Annotated in this window: 16 protein-coding genes; 5 read left to right on the forward strand and 11 right to left on the reverse strand. The window is 60.9% G+C overall.

Going from position 1 to position 15,203, the window contains the following annotated elements:
• Positions 1 to 3: 3 nt before the first annotated feature.
• The 3 genes from dmpG to C7T36_RS09435 are packed head-to-tail and all read right to left on the reverse strand — an operon-like array spanning position 4 to position 2,797.
• Positions 4 to 1,032, reverse strand: a complete 1,029-nt coding sequence (dmpG, locus tag C7T36_RS09425; RefSeq protein ID WP_033236646.1) for a 4-hydroxy-2-oxovalerate aldolase — start codon at positions 1,030 to 1,032, stop codon at positions 4 to 6.
• Positions 1,029 to 1,973 carry an acetaldehyde dehydrogenase (acetylating) gene (locus C7T36_RS09430; protein WP_033236645.1) on the reverse strand — a complete coding sequence of 315 codons (945 nt, stop codon included), beginning with the start codon at positions 1,971 to 1,973 and terminating at the stop codon, positions 1,029 to 1,031. The genes dmpG and C7T36_RS09430 overlap by 4 nt, the downstream gene beginning before the upstream one ends.
• Entirely contained in the window at positions 1,970 to 2,797 is an 828-nt protein-coding gene (locus C7T36_RS09435) for a 2-keto-4-pentenoate hydratase (RefSeq protein WP_033236644.1), read from the reverse strand. Before C7T36_RS09435 ends, C7T36_RS09430 begins: the two co-directional genes overlap by 4 nt.
• Positions 2,798 to 2,866: 69 nt before the next feature.
• Here C7T36_RS09435 and C7T36_RS09440 point away from each other — a divergent pair, with 69 nt between their 5' ends.
• Positions 2,867 to 3,628 (forward strand): IclR family transcriptional regulator, encoded by a 762-nt coding sequence (locus C7T36_RS09440; protein ID WP_033236643.1) that lies wholly within the window; start codon positions 2,867 to 2,869, stop codon positions 3,626 to 3,628.
• A 12-nt stretch (positions 3,629 to 3,640) separates the two neighbouring features.
• Here C7T36_RS09440 and C7T36_RS09445 read toward each other — a convergent pair whose 3' ends face one another.
• Positions 3,641 to 4,162, reverse strand: coding sequence for an Lrp/AsnC family transcriptional regulator (locus C7T36_RS09445; RefSeq protein WP_033236642.1), 522 nt, complete (start codon positions 4,160 to 4,162; stop codon positions 3,641 to 3,643).
• A gap of 144 nt (positions 4,163 to 4,306) precedes the next feature.
• On the opposite strand from C7T36_RS09445, the gene hppD reads away from it, so the two are divergent.
• Positions 4,307 to 5,512: a 4-hydroxyphenylpyruvate dioxygenase gene (hppD, locus tag C7T36_RS09450; protein ID WP_045064897.1), complete on the forward strand. Its 1,206-nt coding sequence runs from the start codon at positions 4,307 to 4,309 to the stop codon at positions 5,510 to 5,512.
• Here the strand turns inward: hppD and C7T36_RS09455 are convergent.
• The 5 genes from C7T36_RS09455 to C7T36_RS09475 all read right to left on the reverse strand — a co-directional run bounded on the left by C7T36_RS09455 (position 5,509) and on the right by C7T36_RS09475 (position 10,200).
• Positions 5,509 to 6,168 (reverse strand): NUDIX domain-containing protein, encoded by a 660-nt coding sequence (locus C7T36_RS09455; protein WP_045064899.1) that lies wholly within the window; start codon positions 6,166 to 6,168, stop codon positions 5,509 to 5,511. The two genes, hppD and C7T36_RS09455, sit on opposite strands and share 4 nt — an antisense overlap.
• The gene (locus C7T36_RS09460) at positions 6,165 to 7,445 is read right to left on the reverse strand and encodes an adenylosuccinate synthetase (RefSeq protein ID WP_045064902.1); all 1,281 of its coding nucleotides are present in this window, start codon (positions 7,443 to 7,445) and stop codon (positions 6,165 to 6,167) included. The genes C7T36_RS09455 and C7T36_RS09460 overlap by 4 nt, the downstream gene beginning before the upstream one ends.
• 28 nt (positions 7,446 to 7,473) lie before the next feature.
• Entirely contained in the window at positions 7,474 to 8,460 is a 987-nt protein-coding gene (locus C7T36_RS09465) for a hypothetical protein (protein ID WP_045064904.1), read from the reverse strand.
• Between the two features lie 16 nt (positions 8,461 to 8,476).
• Positions 8,477 to 9,496, reverse strand: a complete 1,020-nt coding sequence (locus tag C7T36_RS09470) for a serine/threonine-protein kinase (protein ID WP_045064906.1) — start codon at positions 9,494 to 9,496, stop codon at positions 8,477 to 8,479.
• 65 nt (positions 9,497 to 9,561) lie between these two features.
• Complete coding sequence (locus C7T36_RS09475) at positions 9,562 to 10,200, reverse strand: hypothetical protein (RefSeq protein ID WP_033236690.1); 639 nt, start codon at positions 10,198 to 10,200, stop codon at positions 9,562 to 9,564.
• A gap of 152 nt (positions 10,201 to 10,352) precedes the next feature.
• Here C7T36_RS09475 and C7T36_RS09480 point away from each other — a divergent pair, with 152 nt between their 5' ends.
• Positions 10,353 to 11,450: an ABC transporter ATP-binding protein gene (locus tag C7T36_RS09480; protein ID WP_045066709.1), complete on the forward strand. Its 1,098-nt coding sequence runs from the start codon at positions 10,353 to 10,355 to the stop codon at positions 11,448 to 11,450.
• 56 nt (positions 11,451 to 11,506) lie between these two features.
• Here the strand turns inward: C7T36_RS09480 and C7T36_RS09485 are convergent, their stop codons facing one another.
• Both C7T36_RS09485 and C7T36_RS09490 read right to left on the reverse strand, forming a co-directional pair.
• Positions 11,507 to 12,196: an HAD family phosphatase gene (locus C7T36_RS09485; RefSeq protein WP_045064909.1), complete on the reverse strand. Its 690-nt coding sequence runs from the start codon at positions 12,194 to 12,196 to the stop codon at positions 11,507 to 11,509.
• A complete protein-coding gene (locus C7T36_RS09490) occupies positions 12,196 to 13,014 on the reverse strand; it encodes a DeoR/GlpR family DNA-binding transcription regulator (protein ID WP_045064910.1) in 819 nt (272 codons plus the stop codon). The genes C7T36_RS09485 and C7T36_RS09490 overlap by 1 nt, the downstream gene beginning before the upstream one ends.
• Positions 13,015 to 13,357: 343 nt before the next feature.
• On the opposite strand from C7T36_RS09490, the gene C7T36_RS09495 reads away from it, so the two are divergent.
• Both C7T36_RS09495 and C7T36_RS09500 read left to right on the forward strand, forming a co-directional pair.
• Positions 13,358 to 14,314, forward strand: coding sequence for a carbohydrate ABC transporter permease (locus C7T36_RS09495; protein WP_051730728.1), 957 nt, complete (start codon positions 13,358 to 13,360; stop codon positions 14,312 to 14,314).
• Positions 14,314 to 15,168, forward strand: a complete 855-nt coding sequence (locus C7T36_RS09500) for a carbohydrate ABC transporter permease (RefSeq protein ID WP_033236635.1) — start codon at positions 14,314 to 14,316, stop codon at positions 15,166 to 15,168. The genes C7T36_RS09495 and C7T36_RS09500 overlap by 1 nt, the downstream gene beginning before the upstream one ends.
• Positions 15,169 to 15,203: the final 35 nt, after the last annotated feature.

Consider the following 15,203-nt stretch of genomic DNA (forward strand, 5'->3'; position numbering starts at 1 on the left):
GTGTCAGGCGGATGCGCGGTCACGTTCTGCAGCGAGGGTGAGCGCGATGTCGACGATCATGTCTTCCTGACCGCCCACCAGACGACGCTGGCCGGCTTCGAGCAGCAACGTGCGGACGTCGATGCCGTAGCGCTCCGACGCAGTCTCCGCGTGGCGCAGGAAGCTCGAGTAGACACCCGCGTAGCCGAGCGTGAGGGTTTCACGGTCGACGCGAACGGGCCGGTCCTGCAGCGGACGGACGATGTCGTCGGCAGCATCCTGCAATGCGAACAGGTCGCAGCCGTGCTCCCACTCCTCGATGTTGGCGACGGCGATGAATGCCTCGAGGGGGCAGTTACCGGCACCGGCACCGTGACCGGCGAGCGATGCATCGACGCGGGTGACGCCGTTCTGAACTGCCACAACGGAATTGGCAACCGAGAGCGACAGGTTCTCATGCGCGTGGATACCGATTTCGGTGCCCTCGTCGAGGATGTCGCGGTACGCGCGAACACGGTCGGCGACGTCGTTCATCACCAGACGTCCACCCGAGTCGGTGACGTAGACGCAGTGCGCGCCGTACGACTCCATCAACTTGGCCTGCTTGGCCAGTTCTTCGGCAGGCGCCATGTGGCTCATCATCAGGAAGCCCGAGACGTCCATGCCGATCTCGCGGGCGGTCTCGATGTGCTGCGCGGAGACGTCGGCCTCGGTGCAGTGGGTGGCAACGCGAACCGAGCGCACGCCCAGGTCGTAAGCATGCTTGAGTTCACTGATCGTGCCGACACCCGGAAGCAGCAGCGTGGTGAGGCGAGCGTGCTCGAGCACCTCGGCCGCTGCTTCGATCCATTCCCAGTCGGTGTTCGAGCCGGGACCGTAGTTGAGCGAGCCGCCGGCGAGACCGTCGCCGTGTGCAACTTCGATCGCGTCGACGCCGGCAGCGTCGAGAGCTGTGACGATCCGCTTGACGTCGGTGGGCGAAATGCGGTGGCGGACAGCGTGCATGCCGTCACGAAGGGTGACGTCCTGGACGAAGATCTTGCGGTTGCTCACTTGGTTGCTTCCTTCTGCTGGGCGATGCGCTCCGCGATCTGCATTCCGGCGGACGTCATGATGTCGAGGTTGCCGGCGTACGCGGGCAGGTAGTGTGCAGCACCCTCGACCTCGAGGAATACCGACACCTGGTGGGTGGGGCGATTGCCGTCGACGAGCAACGTCTCGACCGGCTGGTCGGCCGGGATCTCGGTGATCTGGACTTCCTGCTTGAGGCGGTAGCCCGGGACGTAGGCGGAGACGTCGCCGACCATCTTCTCGATCGACGCACGGATCTCCTCGTGAACAGCCGGGTCCGGGGCGTCGACGAGGCAGAAGACGGTGTCGCGCATGATCAGCGGCGGCTCAGCCGGATTGAGGATGATGATGGCCTTGCCGCGGCGAGCGCCACCGACTGCCACGATCGCCTCGGATGTGGTCTCGGTGAACTCGTCGATGTTGGCGCGCGTTCCGGGACCGGCCGACTTGGAGGCGATGGACGCGACGATCTCCGCGTATGCCACCGGGACAACCCGAGAAACAGCCGCAACCATCGGGATCGTGGCCTGGCCACCACACGTCACCATGTTGACGTTGGGTGCGTCCAGATGCTCGTCCGCGTTGACGGCCGGCACGACGTACGGGCCGATCGCGGCAGGTGTCAGGTCGATCATGCGCTTGCCGAGCGGTGCCAGGCGTGCGTTGTTGGCGACGTGCGCCTTTGCCGACGTTGCGTCGAAGACGATCTCGATCTCGTCGAAGTTCGGCAGACCGACGAGGCCCTCGACGCCTTCGGCGGTGATCGGCACGTTCAGGCGCGCCGCGCGAGCCAAACCGTCCGACGCGGGATCGATGCCGACCATGGCACCCATCTCCAGGTAGTCGGAATTACGCAGCACCTTGATCATCAGATCGGTGCCGATGTTGCCCGATCCGATGATCGCGACCTTGACCTTGCTCATGCGATGTCCCCTTTAGTGGAAAAACTTGTGGTGACCGAACCGAGTCCGGATACGTTCACGGTGACGACATTTCCCGCTACAACCGGCGCCATGGGGCCGAGAGCGCCGGAGAGAATGACCTGACCTGCAGTCAACGGCTGACCGAGTTCGCGGGCCGTGCGGGCGAGCCAGACAACTGCCTCGATGGGATCGCCCAAGCAGGCGGTTCCGACGCCGGTGGACACCTCGGTGCCGTCGACGCTCATCGACATGACAACGTCAGCAGGTTCAACCTCGGCGAGGGTGTGACGCTCGGTGCCGAGGACGTACACGCCGGACGACGCGTTATCGGCCACGGTGTCACCGAACTTGATGTCCCAGGACTCGATGCGGCTGTCGCAGATCTCGATCGCCGCGACGGAGTATTCGATCGCGTCGCGAACCTGGGCGTTGTCCAGCGGTCCGTCGACGAGGTCAGCACCGAGTACGAAAGCAACCTCGGCCTCGACCTTGGGCTGGATCAGGCGGTCCATCGGGATCGACTCGCTGCCGGTGAAGTCCATATCGGCGTACAGAACACCGAGGTCGGGCTGATCGACGCCGAGTTGCTGCTGGACTGCCACCGAGGTCAGGCCGATCTTGCGGCCCACAACGACGGCACCGGCATTGCGACGGATTTCGTCGACGCGGCGCTGCACGGCGTATGCGGCAACGAGGTCTTCACTACCGATCAGATCCCGCACGGGTGCGCAGGGCACGCCGGTTGCGGCGGCGGTCGCGAGGCGATCCGCGGCAGCGGCGATGTCGGTCTCGCTCGCTGTACTGGAATTCGAGGGCTGGCTCATGACCCCTACTTTCCAGGCTTGTACCCCACTACGCCAGGCTGATGTCTCACTCACCGATACGATTGACGAATGACTGGTGCCGCAAACCTCGACACCGTGCTCGGTAAAGCCGTGACGATCTTGCGCGCCTTCCGCCCCGACGACCACGCCGTGCCACTCGCAACGCTTGTCGCGCGGACCGGATTGCACAAGGCGACGGTCCACCGACTCGCCGGTGAACTGGTCGCGAACCGGTTACTCGACCGCGTCGAGGGCGGCTACCGCCTGAGCGGCGGCCTGTTCGAACTCGGCATGCTCGCCTCGCTCGAGCGCAGCCTCCTGGAAATGGCGATGCCGTTCCTGCAAGACCTGTACGAGCGAACCCATGAAACTGTGCATCTCGGTGTGCGCGACGGTCATGACGTCGTGTACATCGCCAAGATCGGTGGGCATCGCCAAGCCAACTCCCCCTCGCGCACCGGTGGACGAATTCCGCTGTACTGCACGGCAATCGGCAAGGCTTTGCTGGCGTACTCGGATCCGGAGTTTCGCCGCGAAGTGCTCGCGGCACCGATGACCCGGCGCACCCCGCACACGATCGTCGCGCCAGGCATCCTGAGCAATCAGCTGGATCGGGTCTTCGAAACCGGTGTCGCCTTCGAACGCGAAGAATCAGCGCCGGGCCTCACGTGTGTGGCCGCGCCGGTATTCGGAAGCAACGACAAACTGGTGGCAGCTATCAGCGTCACCGGCCCCACCACTCGGTTCAAGCCCGAAAGCCAGGTAACCGTCCTTCGTGCAGCCGCCGAAGGGTTGCGCAGCACGATGGCCCGCCGCGAGCACCTGCGCTGACCAGGGAAATAGTCACGCCCGATACGCGGGCGCCTTGGCAGAGCTGCGAGTCTCCAGGGTCTCGAGCAACGGCAACGCCCGGAACGGCACAACCACCGACAGAACCATCACGCTGGTGGAGCGCGTGGCCACTCCCGAACGATTGAGGTCGAGCAGGGTCTGCTGCAAACCTTGATGCGACGCTGCGGCGACTCGACACAGAACGTCACCGGCTCCCGTGGTCGCAAACGCTTCGATCACACCGGGTATGGCTTCGAGTTTGACCGTGACGGTGTCGAGCGCACCTTGGGCAATCTCCAGGGTCACAAATGCCTGCACGCCGAAACCTGCTGCAGCCAGGTCGATATGGGGCTCGTAGCCGGCGATGATTCCGCCGTCCTCGAGCCGGCGCAGTCTGGCCTGCACAGTGGCCCGAGCTACCCTGGTCACCCTCGACAGTTCGAGTGCCCCCGCCCGCGGATGCGTGTGCATCGCTTCGAGCAGCGCCAGGTCCAGACCGTCGATCGACACTGCACTGCGCACCGATTCCACCATGGCTTCCAACCTATACACAGCGACTGGAAAACCACACCCATCTAGCGGTATTCCGTCGAAACGGCTAGCAGGAAGCACGCCCGTTGACTAGCTGCATCGCGCCGGACTTAGCTACATGCATCGACACCGCTGGGAGGACACGAGATGACCATCGAACACAGCATCACCGACGAGGAACGACTGGCCGGACTCGATCTCGAACAACTACGCCAACTGGTGGGACTGGTCGAATACGACGACGCTTCGGATCCCTTTCCGGTCCACGGATGGGACGGACTCGAGTGGATCGTCGGCAACGCCACCCAGACTTCCCACTTCTATCAGTCCGCCTTCGGCATGACATTGGTGGCCTACTCGGGTCCATCCACCGGTAACCGCGACCACCACGCGTTTGTACTCGAAAGCGGCGCAGTGCGTTTCATCGTCAAGGGAGCAGTAGACCCGGCAAGCGAGTTGATCGAGCACCATCGCGTACACGGCGACGGTATCCGCGACATCACCTTGAACGTCCCCGATGTCGACAAAGCCATAGCGCACGCAATTACGCAGGGCGCGCGGGTCATTGCCGAACCGCACGATATTGCCGATGATCACGGCAGCGTCCGCCTCGCCACCATCGCGACGTACGGCGACACGCGACACACACTTGTCGACAGGTCCGGATACCACGGACCGTATCTGCCCGGATATGTCAGTCGCACATCGTCATTCGTTGCCCGTCAGGGTGCACCCGAGCACATCTTCCAAGCTCTCGATCACGTCGTCGGGAATGTGGAACTCGGGAAGATGGACGAGTGGGTCGACTTCTACCGCCGCGTCATGGGGTTCACCAACATGGCGGAGTTCGTCGGTGGGGACATCGCAACCGACTACTCCGCGCTGATGAGCAAAGTGGTCTCCAGCGGCGACCACCGCGTCAAGTTTCCGCTCAATGAACCCGCCATCGCGAAGAAGCGATCACAGATCGACGAGTACCTGGAGTTCTACCAAGGCCCGGGCGCCCAACATCTGGCACTCGCCACTGCCGACATCCTGGCCGCCGTCGACGCACTTGATGCCGAAGGAATCGAGTTCCTGTCGACACCGGCGTCGTATTACGAAGATCCCGAGCTGCGGGCCCGCATCGGCAAGGTGCGGGTCCCCATCGACGAACTACAGAAACGAGGCATCCTCGTCGACCGAGACGAGGACGGCTACCTCTTGCAGATTTTCACCAAACCGGTCGGCGACCGACCCACCGTGTTCTTCGAACTCATCGAACGCCACGGCTCACTCGGTTTCGGCTTGGGCAACTTCAAGGCACTGTTCGAGGCGATCGAGCGTGAGCAGGCAATGCGCGGAAACTTCTAGGTGTCTGCTCCCCACTGCCACACAACAGACGGACGACCCGTTGTACTGACCCGCACACGCTCGTCGGTACGTTCCAGTCCGGGTAAGGATTTGAGCGTCCGGTTGAGATTGCCGGGGTCCGGACGGGCGCCGGAAAGTTCCTCGGCGACGGCCAACGCATAGGACGCCGGAAACGACGCACCGGTCAGTGCCCGAGTGAAGACCTCATCGCGCCACAACAGAGAGTCCGCAAGGATCGGCCGGGTATCCGCCACTATTCGGTTGTGATCGAATGCAAGATCACCCGGGTCATCCCAGCTCACCCATTCCGGAGTGATGTCACCCGTAGGCACGTCACCCGAAGTGATCACGGCCCACATCGTCACCGACAGTGTCGGACCACGCGGGTCTCGATGAGGTTCATCGAACACCGCCAACTGTCCGCTCGCCAGAATCGCGTCATCGGGTAGCCCGAGCTTGGTTGTCACCGCTCGCCGAGCCGCATCCTGGAGCCGTTCACCCGCACCGAGCAGTACACCGGGCAACGCACGCTGCCCGGTGTACGGTTCTGTCTGCCGCTGCGCGACGGCAAAACGCAACTGGCCCGGTTCCGGATTGCCGAAACGCAGAGCGATAACGTCGATCGAGACAAGTGACTGTTCCACGCCATCCATCATGCAGGCACGCCGGCGCGAAGCCGACGGTCGGCCCGGTCCGGTCCGTCCGAAGTAAGCACTACCGGAACGCCGGCCTCGCTACCCAGGTAATCGAGAAACGGCTCGGCTTCTGCCGGAACGTCCCGTCTCACAGCCGACATGGCCCGCAGCGCTTCCGTCAACGCTGCCTGGTGTTCGAGATCCTTCCACTCTCCGACAGGTATACCCGCGCACCCGTCATACCTGTCCACACCCTGGATCGGGGTTCCCGCCGTTGTCGCACGCTCCAGCGCGTCGAGGTGCGTGAGGGCCAACCCGTCGACGCCGCCGCAGACCTCGATCGCGTACCGCAGCAGCAGTGTGTCGAGGTGCCCTACCCGAAATGACCCCTGGTACTCGCCGACGCCGTTGTGCGGTTCCGGCAGGACCGCCCCGAGCGCGCTGTCCTCCGTCGGAAGGGGCCCGGCACCGTGACGCGTGGTGTACGTGCGGGTCACGCCGAGCACATAACTCTCCCTGCCTATTTCGGAGACCATTGCGCGGGCATTAGACGGTTCCACCGTCGACCACGTGGTATGCGGGTGAAATCCACGCCACTCGTCGAGGAGCACACCTTGCGCACCTTCGAAGACCAATCGGCCACGTGCACCGATGGACTCCAGCGCCCCAGGGCCGACAATATCCACTACTGCAGCACATTCCGCGTACATGTCGGCCATGTCCACTATCTCTGGAAACCCATGACGACTGTCGGTGATCAACGGTCCGTAGTACGCCGCCATGTTCTCGAGCTTGCGAGCAAGCACATCCGGCCGTTGGCAGTCCCCGACAGTCGGCGCATCAGGGCGCTCGAGCGCATACGCCGCCGTCTCACCGATTCCCTTGCCACACGAGCCATGTCGATTGTCACCTCGCGCATCCTCACGAGCTCGATTGGCCGCAACGTGAATCGGCGTGGTCAACAGTGCCCGCCCGTCGATGGTCAACAGGTCGAATGGATCTTGCACGCCAACAGCTTCCAACGCTCGCGCTTCCCTCGCCAAAGAGATCGGCTCGACCAGCATGAATTGGGAGAGAAACGTGGGGACACCGTTGAGCGTCCCCGATCCGAATTGCGAGAAGGTGTGGTGGCGTTCTCCGTTCACGACATTGTGAGCGGCCTGCGCACCTCCGTTGAATCGAACCACTGCCGCAACATCGAGATCCGCCTGCGGTGAGCAGAGCCAGTCGACCGTGGCACCCTTTCCGGCGTCGCCGAAGCCGAGGTCGACGACAATAATGTCACTCCGAGCGTCCATTGTGTCCTCCCTCAGTCTGTGTCCTAACTCAGTCGAAATCGACATCATCCGAGCCTGTTCCGAGATCCTTCGGCAAAGCAGCCACCCGTGCGGGCGTCCTTCTCGTGATTCTCGCCAGTGCCTTGTGCACCGTCTTGGCTTCGGCTGTCGATCCCACATCGCGAAGGTCGGCCAATCCGTCACTCAAGTCGATGCGGTCTTCACCGATCCCCACGGTCAGGGCGATGAGTTCGCACACGGCGGCAGGATCGTCGAGCTTGAGGAAGCGTTCACCCAGGAGATCCGTCCAGTGGTCCGCGATCTCCGGATCGTTGTAGTACGACGACTGATTGGGCAACACGAAGTAGACGTTCCACTTTTGCTCCAGTTCCCGATACACCGAGGGAACGGAAATATCGCGTCGAACCTTGTCGCCGATCACGTCGCGAATGTGACGACCCGACAGTCGCGGCTTGTTCAATTCGTCGCCGATGATGAACAGGTAACCTTTGCGGCCCCTCTTCTCCCAAGCGTCGGTGCTCGTGTGACGAGCCATGAAATATGCTGCCAGTTCGTAGCTTTCCGATTTCTGGCCACCACCGTTCCCTTCGAGGAAGATGGTGCGCAACTGCTCGTCCATCGCGTTACCCGATTCGAATTGCCCTACCTGCAGGGGAACCCGATCGGAATCCGCGTCTCCGATTCCACCGAACAGAATCTGCGGGTCGTCTGCATATCCTTTGCGTTGCAGCAATCCGTGCAGCTTCCCGAGCTTGTCCTGCATGATGCGCGGAACGGCACCCATCGAACCGGTGACGTCGAAAAGCACTGCAATAGGCAAAGAATCAGGGTGTCCATCCGAATCCCGGCATTCTCGTTTGTCTACACCGAACGGATCGAGAGTGGGATCTGCTTTCCAACTGTTTCGCGGACGCGACCGTAGCGTGTCGGTGTACCCGAAATCGTCGACACCGCGTGCGGCACGGAATGTCTTGCCCGCCAGGTATGTGTTGTCGTCCCAATATCCGTATCCCATGATGAATCACTGCCTTTCAGATTGGGCGGACGGTAAACGCCCGAAAGGTGCGTTCGCCGTATAGAAGCTCGAGGAGTTCGTCGAACTCGCCGAGGAGATCAGTGGCGTCGGGTCGTAGTCGTGGATTGTCTTGCATACACCCCAGTGCAAAAGTCTTCATACGACTGGGGATTCGGTCGCCGAGCATAGTCGTCATCAACTGATGCGCCATGTAGACGTCCCACCCCGGGGAAGCTGCTTCGCCAAGTTCCGGCGGATAGGCACTTCGGCAGGAACTGATCTTTGCTGCCGGCCGCATTCCTGAACGAGTCGCAAACGACCAGCCCACCAGCACCACGCCATGTAATTCGGGCTGTATCAGCACATTTTCCTCGACGATCGCTGTATGGACCCAATCCGCCTGGTGGGCTGCCGCAAGTGCGCGCAACAGGCGTCGGTGCATCCAGGCCCAGTCTCGTGGATCGAGGCCGTTCGGGTAAGCGCGGCGAACATCGGCGAGGGTGACAAAGCCGGTGGACAGATCATCGAGCACATTGATCCGGCGAACTTCCCCCGAAGCTGGGTCGGCCGCCGAAATGCGGTCGACCAGCGTCGGGACGTACGGCGCGCCGCGGATGTCGGTGAGCGCCGACCTCTCAGTCTCCATCAGCGGGTTCGCTCGCCGACTCCGAGGGATCTTCACCACAACAGATGCCCCGGATCGGTCCTGCGCACGGTAGAGAGTTGCCACCGAACCTCGGGCGAGGACATCACCCAACACGTACTCGTTGTTGTCCCCGACATATGTCGCGGATGACTGCACTGCTTCGGCTTCCGCCACCCAACTGCGGTACAGCTCATTCAACCGAGTTGTTGCGGCAGCGTATCGCGCAACATCACTCGCCTGCGCCCGATCCGGATGGATCGCAGCAACCAAGCAATGGAATTGACGCTTCGCCTGCCGGCGCGATTCCGAATCCGTGGTGGCACTTCCGAACAGCTCGGTCGAGGTTGTTGCCGCCTCGACAGTTTCGAGATCGTTCTTCACCGTGTTCATGAGTTTTAGTCTAAGTGACTAAAACTGATCACGCAAGGCGGGTCCTTCCGAGCATCACAGTCTTGCTAGGCCGGTTCCGCCACTAGCGCACCGGGGCGACTTCTTCCGAGGAATACCGCAGAAGCGAACAGGAAGAACAGTGCGCCGACAAAGGTGCCGATGTTCGCCACGTTGGGATCAAGCGTGTTCCCGTCTTTCAGAATGAACGAACCGACTGCGGACACGCCAAATGCGATAGATCCGAGAGCATTGAGCCACACACTTTGCCATTCCGCCGATCGAGACGCCCAGCGCGTATTCGAGCGCCACAGCATGAGTATCGCCAGAAAACTTGACGCCAAGAACGCAATCGACCCCTCGGCGTCGGGATTCCACACGAGGTTGATCTCTCCACGAACATTGAGCGTGCGCATAGCTGATCCGGTGCTGATATTGAACATGATGGTGCCGAGCAATTGCACCGCTGCAGACAACCACACAACGCGTACCGCAGGCCTACCCGAATCAGTGATGATGACGGGACCGGCGAGCGCCAATTGAACAATCGCCGCTGCGGTGAAGAACCACGACCCGACAAAGAAGAGAAGATTCACGAGCGTTGCTCCGAAAAGCGACGACAAGTAGGGGGCTGAACCAAGTGCAAAGAGCGTCGATCCGATCACGAAGCCCCAGGACTGTACGCGAAGTGTCGGATGAATCAGCATGCGCTGCATTGTAGTTCAATGGAAGTGCGATACCCGGCATTTCTGCTGTGCGCCACACTCCGTTCACCCGGCTCGTGTTCAGTTACAGAGGCGATACTCTCGCCCACTCACTCGGATCGTCGGGCACGTTCCTGCCCGTGAAGGGAATCACCATGGCCAGCGTTACTTTCGACCGCGCAACTCGTTCATATGGGGGAACCGATCGACCCGCACTCGACCAACTCGAGTTGGATATCACAGACGGAGAGTTCCTTGTACTCGTCGGGCCGTCGGGCTGCGGGAAATCGACGTCTCTGCGGATGCTCGCCGGACTCGAACCTGTTGATTCGGGCCGCATCCTGATCGGTGATCGTGATGTCACCGACGTCGAACCTCAGCATCGCGATATCGCGATGGTTTTCCAGAATTACGCGCTCTATCCACACATGAGCGTGGGAGCAAACATGGGCTTTGCTCTCAAGATCGCCGGGGTGCCGAAGCAGGAACGGGAAGCACGGGTCCTCGAAGCCGCACGAGTACTCGATCTCGAGCAGTACCTCGATCGCAAACCGAAGGCACTTTCCGGTGGGCAGCGGCAACGAGTTGCCATGGGTAGGGCCATTGTTCGCAATCCCCAGGTATTCCTTATGGACGAGCCGCTGTCCAATCTCGACGCCAAACTGCGAGTGCAGACTCGAACGCAGATTGCCTCCCTGACCCGCCGACTCGGTGTCACCACCGTGTACGTCACCCACGACCAGGTCGAAGCGATGACCATGGGTGATCGTGTTGCGGTGCTCAAAGACGGTGTGTTGCAGCAGGTAGATACGCCTCGCCGCCTGTACACGAGTCCCGCCAACATCTTTGTCGCCGGATTCATCGGCTCACCCGCCATGAGCTTCATCGATCTCGACCTCGACGACGGCGAGATGTCACTCGGCGGGACGGCGTACCGCGTTCCACGTTCCGTCGCCGATGCCTCACTGACTCCCCACGTCACAGTGGGTATCCGGCCGGAGTCGTTTGTGCGGGTGGACAAAGGAATTACCGTCGTTGTCGACGTTGTCGAAGAACTGGGCGCCGACGCATTTGTCTATGGCCACACCATGATCAACGGCAAGCGCCACGAGTTGGTGATTCGCGAGGAAGGAAATAGTGCGCCGCCGATCGGCTCACGATTCGACGTTCTTCCCGTAGCCGAAAGCACGCACCTCTTCGACCCGACCACCGGCACCCGCCTGTCCACCGATGACACCGCTGTGCACGTGTAAGCACTGAATCACGAAGGTCCCGCCGCAGTTTCGTTCGCGGTGGGACCTTCACGTCTTCAGATCGACTGCAATTCGAGCGACGCTGCTCGCCCAGCCACCAACTCCTCGAGGTCCGTGACCGACTTTCCGGCCAACGTCGCCCACAGGACAACGCCTGGATCTTCCTTCAGACTCACCACGTTCGGCACGCCCACTGCGACGGCGCCCGCGGCAATCGCCGACGCCAATCCCGGAATCGAGTCCTCGATCGCCACAACCTGATCCATGGAGATCGGGCCGGTCAGCGCCGAGAGATCCGTTCTGGCCCGCAAGTACGGCTCCGGGTGCGGCTTACCGTGCTCGACCATGTCTCCGGTAACCATCAACTGAAATGTTCCCGGTGGGAGCGCGCTCGCAACAGCCTCCGCCAACGGCGCCTCGCTCATCGTCACCAACACACAGGGTATTCCGGCGTCGCGAACCTGCGCCAACAACTCACGGGCACCCGGACGCCACTCGATGGACTGCCGAACACCCGCCACGACGGCGGCCACCAGTTCATCGACTATCTCGCGGATCGTGAGATCCGCCCCCGCCGCGCGAAGGATCGCAGCAGAGTCGGGCAAGGCCTTCCCCACCAGTGCTGTTGCCTGTTCGTCAGACCACTCCACCCCGTACCTCGACATCAAGGCACGCTCCGCCGCAAACCAACTCGGCTCGGTGTCCACCAGTGTGCCGTCCATGTCCCAGAAGACCGCTTGCAGCATCAGGACTTTCCTTCCTCTTGTAGCTCAACACGATCGGATCCAACGACGCGCACCACAACACCCTGTGCACGGATATCCTCGATAATCCCCAGTGGTGCACCGTCATCGGTGATCAACTCGTCGATCACGTCCCAACCACACACTCGATGTAGCGAGGTGTGCGCCAATTTGGAACTGTCCATAAGGAGAACCCGCCGACCGGCACACCGAATCATCTCCGATTTGAGCCGAACGACTTTCTCTTCCTGGTGATACATGCCGTCGCGATCAGCACTCGACGTCGAGAAGTACAGAGCGTCGACGCGCAGTTCGCGCACGGCCTTGGCTGCACCCTCGCCGACAAACGATTCATGACCGGAGTCGAAGTCGCCGCCGATAGCGGTCACCGAAATGCCGGTCACTTCGGACAGTTCACGAAGGGAGGGCAGATAGTTCGTCACAACCCGAAGTTCTTCGATCTCGATCAAGTGGCGGATCATGTGGGAGGCGGTGGTGGAATCGTCGAGCATTATCACCTGCCCCGGAGCAACCTCGGTGGCAGCAGCAGCGCCGATCGCCAACTTTTGTTCGGTGGCGATGCGACGCCTCAGCGGTGCTGCAATCTCGTAACTGCTGGTTCGTTCGATGCTGACTCCGCCCCTGAACTTTCGGACTATTCCGCGGCGTTGAAGTTCGTCGAGATCACGGTGGACCGTCATCAACGACATGTCGAAGTGAGCGGCCAGCGATTGTGCGGACGCCGATTCATCTGCCATCAAGCATTCGAGAATGCCGTCCAGCCGTTCTTGCCTGGTGTGGGTGATCAATCGTCGACTCATCCAAGACCTTGCTGTTGCTGGTGTGATTACGAGTCATTTATATCACTCTTCCTGATATGAATGCTCGATGAACGAGTCGAGAAGCTTAGGCATGACAAACTGAAACTTCAGCTCGGTCACCGCCAGAACCGCAGACGCACTGTCGACTAAATCCACTGTTTAACAACATATTTGACACGTCACGTAGACATTTCACACTCGCGAGATCTACCCGTTTTGTCCATTTGACGACCATCCGCACGAGTGAAACGATCACTGCGATCAACGAAGACGTAACACCGTCGATGTGATCTTCACCGTCTCGCATCAAGAAAGCGACACCCCCGGAAGAAATGGTCTCGACATGTCGTTGACAACTCAACGCCCGGCACCGCCGACGGTCTCCGCCCCTGTGAGTCGCGGATCAACCCGGGGTCGCCCTACCCGAAGGCGTGAACGCAAGGGCTACAAGCTCTTTGTGCTCTTCACCTTCCCGAACCTGCTGCTGATAGCGGTCTTCGCATATTGGCCCGTTATCGGCAACATCTACCTCAGCCTCACTGAATGGGACATGATCGCGCCGACGCCGCTGTTCGTCGGCGTCGACAACTACACGAAGTTGCTGCACGATCCTGCGTTTCTCCGGGTGTTACGCCTGACCTTGGTATGGGTTGTTGCGATTGTCGGCATCAGCCTGAGCGTGGGACTGGCCCTGGCGTGCCTGTTCAATCGCCAATCACGAGGACGCGCAGCCGTTTCCGCTTTGGCATTTTCGCCGCACATCCTCTCGGGCGCGGCGGTGGCCGCGATCTGGTTGTTCATCTTCGATCCGAACTACGGACTGTCCCGAGCGCTGTTCGGGTTGTTCGGAGCAGATTCACCACACTGGACAACCTCGAGTTCATGGGCGATGCCCGCGCTGATCATCGTCTCGATCTGGAAAGGTGTCGGCTTTGTAGCCATCGTCTATCTAGCTGCGCTTCAGTCGATGCCGGCCGACGTCCTCGAGGCGGCACGTCTCGACGGGGCAGGGGCATGGCAGACATTCCGCCACATCACCATGCCGCTACTCTCACCGACAACGTTCTTCCTCCTGATCACCCAGGTCATCAGCGCCTTTCAGTCCTTCGACGTCATCGCGATGATGACCAGCGGCGGACCCGCAGGCGCCACAACCACTCTCAGCTGGTTCATCTACCAAGAAGGATTCAAGGCCTTCAGTGCCGGCACTGCCGCCGCCGGATCCATGGTGATGTTTGTCGTCCTGATGGGCGTCACAGTGTTCCAAATGCGATTCGTCGAGAAGAAAGTGCACTACTGATGTCCGCACCCAGCAGAACGACAACCCCGAACAAGACGCGCATTCGATTTCGCTTGTCCTGGATCGGACTGGTTGTTGTCGGCCTCGTCTTTGCCATCCCGTTCTACTGGATGATCTCGTCGGCGTTCAAGCCGGAGAGCGAGATCTACCAGTGGCCACTGCAATTCGTCCCCAGCCGTCTGGCGTGGGAGAACTTCAGCCACGCGTGGAATGCCGTTCCGTTCGGCGACTTCTTCGTCAACTCACTGATCGTCACGATCGTCGGTGCCACTGCGAAGGTCACCTTGGCAGTGTTCAGCGCCTATGCCTTTGCCTTCCTTCCCTTTCCCGGCAAGAAGTGGATCTTCCTCGCGGTCCTGGGAGCCTTGATGGTGCCGGGGCACGTGACACTGTTGCTCAACTACATCACCATCGGCAATCTCGGAATGATCAACACCTACGCGGGGATAATCCTGCCTGGACTCGCGAGCGCATTCGGAACATTCCTTCTACGCCAGCACTTTCTGAGTCTCCCGAAGGAAGTCATGGAGGCTGCAGAGCTCGACGGCGCCGGACACATCCGCAAGCTGTTCTACTTTGCATTACCGATGTCAGTTCCGGCGGTTGTCACCGTTGCGCTGATCGCTGTCATCGACGAGTGGAACGACTTCATCTGGCCTCTTCTCGTCACCAATTCCGTTCAGATGCGCACTCTTCCCATCGGTTTGATGGCACTCAAAGAGAGTGAGGGTGTTGACAACTGGGGCGCGATCATGGCCGGCACCACCATGGTTGTCCTCCCCATGCTGCTGCTCTTTCTTTTTGCCCAGCGGTTCATCGTTGCCGGACTTGCCGGAGCGTCCGTTCGACGCTGATCAGTTTTCCGAATTTCCCTGCCAGTTCAGCATCC

Origin of the sequence: Rhodococcus sp. AD45-ID (assembly GCF_003023755.1) — a bacterium.
Lineage (GTDB): Bacteria > Actinomycetota > Actinomycetes > Mycobacteriales > Mycobacteriaceae > Rhodococcus_F > Rhodococcus_F globerula.

Coding starts and splice junctions, on each gene's coding strand:
- C7T36_RS09430 (WP_033236645.1), bottom strand. CDS start 1,973: ATGAGCAAGGTCAAGGTCGCGATCATCGGATCGGGCAACATCGGCACC.
- C7T36_RS09435 (WP_033236644.1), bottom strand. CDS start 2,797: ATGAGCCAGCCCTCGAATTCCAGTACAGCGAGCGAGACCGACATCGCC.
- C7T36_RS09440 (WP_033236643.1), top strand. CDS start 2,867: ATGACTGGTGCCGCAAACCTCGACACCGTGCTCGGTAAAGCCGTGACG.
- C7T36_RS09445 (WP_033236642.1), bottom strand. CDS start 4,162: ATGGTGGAATCGGTGCGCAGTGCAGTGTCGATCGACGGTCTGGACCTG.
- hppD (WP_045064897.1), top strand. CDS start 4,307: ATGACCATCGAACACAGCATCACCGACGAGGAACGACTGGCCGGACTC.
- C7T36_RS09455 (WP_045064899.1), bottom strand. CDS start 6,168: ATGATGGATGGCGTGGAACAGTCACTTGTCTCGATCGACGTTATCGCT.
- C7T36_RS09460 (WP_045064902.1), bottom strand. CDS start 7,445: ATGGACGCTCGGAGTGACATTATTGTCGTCGACCTCGGCTTCGGCGAC.
- C7T36_RS09465 (WP_045064904.1), bottom strand. CDS start 8,460: ATGGGATACGGATATTGGGACGACAACACATACCTGGCGGGCAAGACA.
- C7T36_RS09470 (WP_045064906.1), bottom strand. CDS start 9,496: ATGAACACGGTGAAGAACGATCTCGAAACTGTCGAGGCGGCAACAACC.
- C7T36_RS09475 (WP_033236690.1), bottom strand. CDS start 10,200: ATGCTGATTCATCCGACACTTCGCGTACAGTCCTGGGGCTTCGTGATC.
- C7T36_RS09480 (WP_045066709.1), top strand. CDS start 10,353: ATGGCCAGCGTTACTTTCGACCGCGCAACTCGTTCATATGGGGGAACC.
- C7T36_RS09485 (WP_045064909.1), bottom strand. CDS start 12,196: ATGCTGCAAGCGGTCTTCTGGGACATGGACGGCACACTGGTGGACACC.
- C7T36_RS09490 (WP_045064910.1), bottom strand. CDS start 13,014: ATGAGTCGACGATTGATCACCCACACCAGGCAAGAACGGCTGGACGGC.
- C7T36_RS09495 (WP_051730728.1), top strand. CDS start 13,358: ATGTCGTTGACAACTCAACGCCCGGCACCGCCGACGGTCTCCGCCCCT.
- C7T36_RS09500 (WP_033236635.1), top strand. CDS start 14,314: ATGTCCGCACCCAGCAGAACGACAACCCCGAACAAGACGCGCATTCGA.